The 6,224-nt window shown below is 73.6% G+C and carries 6 protein-coding genes and 1 pseudogene; 1 reads left to right on the forward strand and 6 read right to left on the reverse strand.

All coding sequences use genetic code 11. From position 1 onward, the window contains the following. The 5 genes and pseudogenes from ACZ7G3_RS34375 to ACZ7G3_RS34395 form a co-directional block, all read right to left on the reverse strand. Positions 1 to 1,113 (reverse strand): annotated as a pseudogene (locus tag ACZ7G3_RS34375) (phosphoglucomutase, alpha-D-glucose phosphate-specific); the annotation flags it as partial. A gap of 233 nt (positions 1,114 to 1,346) precedes the next feature. Beyond that, the gene (locus ACZ7G3_RS34380) at positions 1,347 to 1,535 is read right to left on the reverse strand and encodes a hypothetical protein (protein ID WP_470930454.1); all 189 of its coding nucleotides are present in this window, start codon (positions 1,533 to 1,535) and stop codon (positions 1,347 to 1,349) included. Positions 1,536 to 1,612: 77 nt separating this feature from the next. Beyond that, positions 1,613 to 2,041, reverse strand: a complete 429-nt coding sequence (locus ACZ7G3_RS34385; protein ID WP_470930456.1) for a hypothetical protein — start codon at positions 2,039 to 2,041, stop codon at positions 1,613 to 1,615. Positions 2,042 to 2,356: 315 nt separating this feature from the next. Further along, on the reverse strand, positions 2,357 to 3,148 hold the full coding sequence (locus ACZ7G3_RS34390; RefSeq protein ID WP_426600955.1) for a PepSY domain-containing protein: 792 nt from the start codon (positions 3,146 to 3,148) through the stop codon (positions 2,357 to 2,359). Between the two features lie 74 nt (positions 3,149 to 3,222). Further along, on the reverse strand, positions 3,223 to 4,161 hold the full coding sequence (locus tag ACZ7G3_RS34395) for a LysR family transcriptional regulator (RefSeq protein ID WP_426600954.1): 939 nt from the start codon (positions 4,159 to 4,161) through the stop codon (positions 3,223 to 3,225). 214 nt (positions 4,162 to 4,375) lie between these two features. On the opposite strand from ACZ7G3_RS34395, the gene snpA reads away from it, so the two are divergent. Then, positions 4,376 to 5,065 (forward strand): snapalysin, encoded by a 690-nt coding sequence (gene snpA / locus ACZ7G3_RS34400; protein WP_426600953.1) that lies wholly within the window; start codon positions 4,376 to 4,378, stop codon positions 5,063 to 5,065. Between the two features lie 222 nt (positions 5,066 to 5,287). Here snpA and ACZ7G3_RS34405 read toward each other — a convergent pair whose 3' ends face one another. Beyond that, a complete protein-coding gene (locus ACZ7G3_RS34405; RefSeq protein WP_470930459.1) occupies positions 5,288 to 5,977 on the reverse strand; it encodes an adenosylcobinamide amidohydrolase in 690 nt (229 codons plus the stop codon). Positions 5,978 to 6,224: the final 247 nt, after the last annotated feature.

The raw sequence follows: 6,224 nt of genomic DNA on the forward strand, positions 1-6,224 counted from the left end.
CCCCCCCCCCCCCCCCCCCCCCCCCCCCCCCCCCCCCCCCCCCCCCCCCCCCCCCCCCCCCCCCCCCCCCCCCCCCCCCCCCCCCCCCCCGGGCCACTCGGTGCGGTGGGCGTAGAGGTAGGCGATGGCGGTCGCGAGGTAGTGGTTGGGGTTCATCAGCCCGGCGTCCGGGGTGACGATGCCGTGCCGGTCGGCGTCCGCGTCGTTGCCGGTCGCGATGGTGAAGCGGTCGCGCTGCTCGATGAGCGAGGCCATCGCGTGCGGCGACGAGCAGTCCATGCGGATCTTGCCGTCCCAGTCCAGCGTCATGAACCGCCAGGTGGGGTCGGTGAGCGGGTTGACGACGGTCAGGTCGAGGCGGTGCTGTTCGGCGATCCGGCCCCAGTACGCGACGGAGGCGCCGCCCAGCGGGTCGGCACCGATGCGCACGCCCGCCGAGCGGATCGCGTCGAGGTCCAGGACGCTCGGCAGGTCCGAGACGTAGGCGCCGAGGAAGTCGTAGCGGCCGGTGCCGGGCGCGGCCAGCGCCCGGGCGTAGGGGACGCGGCGTACGTCCTTCAGGCCGGCCGTGATGATCTCGTTGGCCCGGTCCTGGATCCAGGAGGTGGCGTCCGAGCCGGCGGGGCCGCCGTTCGGCGGGTTGTACTTGAACCCGCCGTCGGCGGGCGGGTTGTGCGAGGGGGTGACGACCACACCGTCGGCGAGGCCCGAGGCGCGGCCGCGGTTGTGGGTGAGGATGGCGTGCGAGACCGCCGGGGTGGGTGTGTAGCCGTCCGCGGTGTCGATGAGGACGGCCACGTCGTTGGCGGCGAACACCTCCAGCGCGGTGATCCTCGCGGGCTCGGACAGGGCGTGCGTGTCGGCGCCCAGGAAGAGCGGACCGTCGGTGCCCTGTGCGGCGCGGTACTCGCAGATGGCCTGGCTGGTGGCGGCGATGTGGTCCTCGTTGAACGCCGCCGCCAGGGACGATCCGCGGTGCCCGGACGTGCCGAAGGCCACGCGCTGCCCGGGCTCCGCCGGGTCCGGGTGCAGGGCGTAGTACGCCGTCACCAGCCGGGCGACGTCGATCAGGTCCTCGGGGCCGGCCGGCTTCCCGGCTCGGTCATGCTGCATTGCGCCCACTCCTCCGCATCGGTCGGGACTTTCCTCGCGGTCCCATCTTCCCCTGTCCGGGGAGCGGTGCCGGACGTCCCGGCCGAGGTCCGGGGTGAACGTCGTGCCCCGGGCGGCGGCGCCCACACCTGCACGGGCCGGTCCCTGACGGCCGGTCGACCGACGGACGCGGGCCGAGGCAGCGCGGTATCCGCCTCCATGGCACCGGCGTTCTCACGCCGGGGAAACCCGGCTCACCGGGCGGGAGCGGTACGTACTTCCACGCGGTCCCGGGTACCCCGGGTACCGACCTGCCGGCAGGTCGCCGTCGCGTAGAGGTACAGGGGCCGGAGCACCGTCAGCCGCCACAGCCCGGCCAGCGGTGACAGCAGGAACATGAGGAGCCGATGCCGCGAGGTCTCGTCCGGTCGGATCGGGGTCACGCCACGAGCCCGGATCCACGGTCTCGGCCGGGTCGGCCGACGGGTCCGGGCGACGTGACGCGACCGTCCGTGACACCTCAGATCCGGCCGCCGGTGAGGCGGGTGAGGGGGCCCTGCGTGTGGCGTCCCGCGCGGCGGCCCACCGCGTACGACGCGGCGCTCAGCGCGGTGATGCCGGCGCCCATGCCCGCGGCGACGAGCTTGCGGTGGGCGATGGCCGTCCACGCCGTCTTCGCCGTGGACGCGACCTGCCCCGAGGTGGTGATGACCGCCCGGCGGCCGGCTTCGACGCCCTTGGCCGCCGTCTGCACGGCGCCGTTCGCGGCCTGAGCCGAACGCTGGGCACCGGCCTTTGCCGCTGACGCCGCGTCACCGGCCTTGCCCGCCGCGGCCTGTCCGGCCCGCGAGGCGGGAGCGGTCGCCTTGTCCGCGGCGTCGCGGGCCTTGGACTCGGCGGTCCGTGTGGTGTTGGGCTTCTGGTTCGTGTCCTTGTTCGGATCGCTCATGGACACCGCCTTGCCCCTCACTCGGACGGCAAACACGTGCGGCGGGTCCAGCGGCGCGGAACACCGGGCTTCGGAGTCACGCCACGCCGGGCGGCGTTCGCGGCCCGACGCGCACGTCCACCGCACGGTCGCCGTCGTCCGACGCCTTCGGGCACGCGCGACGGGAGCAGCCGGGTGACTCCGTCCGGCTGCTCCCGTCGTGCTGCTCCGGTTCCTCTCGTGCTTCTGGTGTCCGATGTTCTTGCGGTTCTGCTGTCGGTTGCTGTCGTGGTTCTGCTGTCGGGTGGTTCTTCTCGCGGCGTTTCGGGGCGGCGCTCAGTCGCGGTCCACGTCCTCGCGCAGGATCTCGCCGTTCGTCGCGTCGACGTCCACGGTCGTCTTGTTCCAGTTGTCGGTCGACACCACGTCGACGGACCACAGGAGCTGCTGGTTGTCGTTCTCGTCCAGCTCGACGCCGGTGACGGTGCCCTTGGTCTTGTCCGTGGCCACCTTCACGGCCTGTTCCGGGGTCTGGGTCGCCTTCTTCAGCCGGTCGGCGAGCTGCTGCTTGTCGTCCGCGTCCTGGTCCTCGACCTGGGTGCGGAAGACCTTGCCGGAGACGGCGTCGACGTCGATCCGGTACACGGTGCCGTCGGTGGTGGCGACCTTGGCCTCCCACTCCGGAGCACCCTGGCTGGGGGCCGGGTTCGGCATGCTGGGACTGGGCGAGCCGGTCGACGCGGTGGCCTCGGCGGACGTGGGCTTCAGTTCGAGGTCGACGAGCTTGCCCTCGGGGACCTCCTTGACGGCGGTGTCGGCCGCCTTGTCCCACGTGACCTTCGCCTTCGGGACCAGGGCCTGTCGCTCGGACTGGTCATCGGTCAGGGTCTCCGAAGGAGAGGGGGAGTCCGTGCCGGTGGGGGAGGCCGTGTCGGTGGGGGAAGCGGTGTAGGTGGGGGAAGCGGTACTGGTCGGGGACGTGATGGGGGGAGTGGTCTGAGCCGCCTCGGCGACACTGGAGCGTGCCGTGTCGGCGTTCGTGCAGCCGGTCATCAGGAGGACGGAACTGCCCAGGGCGCAGATGACGGCCATCGAACGAAGAGGCGGAAGACGTCGCACAGAGCTCATACACCTCTCCGTAACCGTATGACCTTCTTGCCATACCGGTTCGGGAGGGAAACCACCGCAATGGCCGATACGGTTCAGCGCGCCGGCACCAGGCGCGACCCGGTGTGCTCGAGCCACTCCCGGTAGGCGGTGGACTGGCGGGCCACCTCCCAGTACGCCTCCTCCAGCGCCGGGTAGCAGGCGTCCAGCTCGGTCCGGGTGCGCGCGGCCACCAGCAGGCGCACGCCGAGGGGGTCGCCGTACAGGCGCCGCACCGCCGTGTCGGGGCGTGACTGGGAGCTCGGCTGGCATACGGTCACGACCTCGCCGGTGGCGACGAGGGAAGCGGCGGTGTGGTAGTCGCCGTGCAGCACGCGCGGGTCGAGGCCGACGGCGCGCAGCATGCGGTGCACGCCGTCCCACTCGCCGTCGACGGTGGGGTCGACCATCCAGCGGTCGCCGGCCAGGTCGGCGAGGCGGACTACGGACCGGGTGGCGGCGGGGTGGTCGGCGGGCAGCATGACGAACTGCGGTTCGCGCTCGACGAGGACCCGTGTCCGCAGCCCCTCGGGGACGTGCAGCGGACAGCCCTCGACCTCGTGCACGAAGGCGACGTCGAGCTGGCCGTCGGTGACCGAGCGCAGCAGGGCGTTGGCGGAGACGTCCATCTGGAGCGTCGGTTCCAGGCCCGGCTGTCTGAGCCGGCGCAGCCAGCCGGCCAGGGCACGGCTGGCGGTGGAGCCGACGCGCAGCCGGCTGTCGCCGCCGGCCGCGGCGGCGCGGGCCTCGCGGACCAGGGTGCGCATGTCGGTCAGCAGCGGACGGGCCCGGCCGAGGACCGTCCGGCCGAGCGGGGTGGGCCGGCAGCCGGTGCGTTCGCGGATGAACAGGGGCCCGCCCAGGGCCTGTTCGATGCGGTTCAACTGGGTGCTCAAGGTCGGCTGGGCGACGCCCAGTTGGCGTGCCGCCCGGTGCAGGCTGCCGGCGTCGGCGATGGCGCACAGTGCGCGTAGGTGCCTCACCTCGAGCTCCATGCAGGGAGCGTAAAGCGGAACAGTTGGTTGCGCCAGGTGAACAAAACGCGGCGGATCAGGGCGAGTTCTGCACTCCGGTCGAAGCTGTTCCCGGCCGATGCGCGGCCGGTGATAGCCCCGTCCTATCCCCTGCTGCCATCATCACGCGGGCTCATGGGCGCTCCACACTCACCGGTGACGACTTCTCCCCACTCCCCCACACAAGGAGTCATCGATGCGCATCAGTCTGCCCCTGCTGTCCACCGCGGTCGGCCTCGGCCTGACCGCGGCCGTGCTGGGCACCGGCCCCGCCGCGACGGCCGCCGCTCCGCAGCCCCAGGACCAGGCCCGCGCCGCCCACGTCGGCTACCAGCCCTCCGCCGGCTCGGGCGAAGACGCCGCCGCCAACCGGGCGTTCTTCGAGGCGGTCATCGAGTCCGTCGCCGAGAAGCGCGCTGCCGACCCGGCGTCGACGGCCGCCGTGACCGTCTACTACAGCGCCGCCAACGCGCCCAGCTTCCGGTCGCAGATAGCGCGCTCCACACAGATATGGAACGGCTCGGTGTCCAACGTGCGGCTCGCGGAGAGAAGTTCGGGCGCGGACTTCGCGTACTACGAGGGCAACGACTCGCGCGGTTCGTACGCGTCCACGGACGGGCACGGCAACGGCTACATCTTCCTCGACTACCGGCAGAACCAGCAGTACGACTCGACCCGCGTGACCGCCCACGAGACCGGGCACGTGCTCGGACTGCCCGACCACTACTCCGGCCCGTGCAGCGAGTTGATGTCGGGCGGCGGCCCCGGCCCGTCCTGCACCAACGCCTACCCGAACGCCAACGAACGCGGCCGGGTGAACCAGTTGTGGGCGTACGGCTTCAAGGCCGCCCTCGACAAGGCGCTGCAGAAGACCTCTCGGAGCTGACCGCCAGAGGCGGACACCTGTGGGGGGCGGCCGGGCCGGGCCGCCCCCCACGCACGTGTGTCGCCGGGGGGTGACGGCCGCAGGGGAAGAGCGGGTCCGGGGACGTCCACCGGGTGGCCTCCCCGTCGTCGTGGACGTGTCCCTCGGCCGCAGTTGGCCGGGTGTGCCCGTACCGGAGCGCGCCAGGCCGGCCGGCGGCCGCCGCGCCGAGCCGTGCGGCGCTCAGGTACGCGCGACGGCGGGCAGCGCGCCGAGCACGGCCCGGTGTACGGCCCGGGCCAGCCGGGCTCCCCACTCGGAACGCGGGCCGGCGAAGGAGTGGACCTCGGCGCCGGCCCGCGGGGCGTGGGCCGCGACGCACACGGCGTCCGTGGGAGTACCGGAGCAGTCGAGGTCCGATTCCAGCAGCGCCTGGACCTTGGCCTCGGTCGCCGTCATCACGGCGTTGACCAGGGCGGCGTCGCTCAGTGCGACCGGCAGTGCGGCGACGATGTTGATCGTCCCGGGTGCGGCGGGCCCGGTGGCGCCTTCCTCCGGTGAGGCCGCCCAACCGCGTACCGAGATGCCCGCGGTCACCACGGCTTCCGCACCGCCGTTCCGCGCACGGGCCCGGGCGGACACGTCGGCGGCCGTCATCAGGCCCACCCCGGGCCCCCGGGCGCCCGCGGCGCGAGCCAGGTCGGCCAGGTGCCGCGCCGGGTCGGTGCGCCGGTAGCCGTGGGCGACCTGGGCGTTGAGCACCCACGCGCGGTCGGCGATCCCGCCCCCGAGTACCGCACTGCTGGCCATCCGCCAGCCCGGTCCCGGGCGCCACAGCAGGGCGTGCAGCCGTTCGCCGTCCTCCATGCGCGTCAGGTGCTCCGGGTTCAGCAGACGGGGCCCGGTACGGGGCGGGGGCAGGAGGGCGGGCACCGGTGGGGGCTCCTTGCGGCGGTCGGGAAACGCGGATCAGCGGACGGACGTCGGGTGACAGATGCCGGAGACGGATGTCGGGGGACAGACGTCGGGGACGGCTGCCGGGGAACAGGCGTCGGGGGCGGACCGGACGATCGTACTCAGTGCCGGGGGGGGGGGGGGGGGGGGGGGGGGGGGGGGGGGGGGGGGGGGGGGGGGGGGGGGGGGGGGGGGACTCCCCTCACCCAAACCCGCCCCTCCCGGG

It is taken from the genome of Streptomyces sp. NPDC037271, assembly GCF_055603605.1.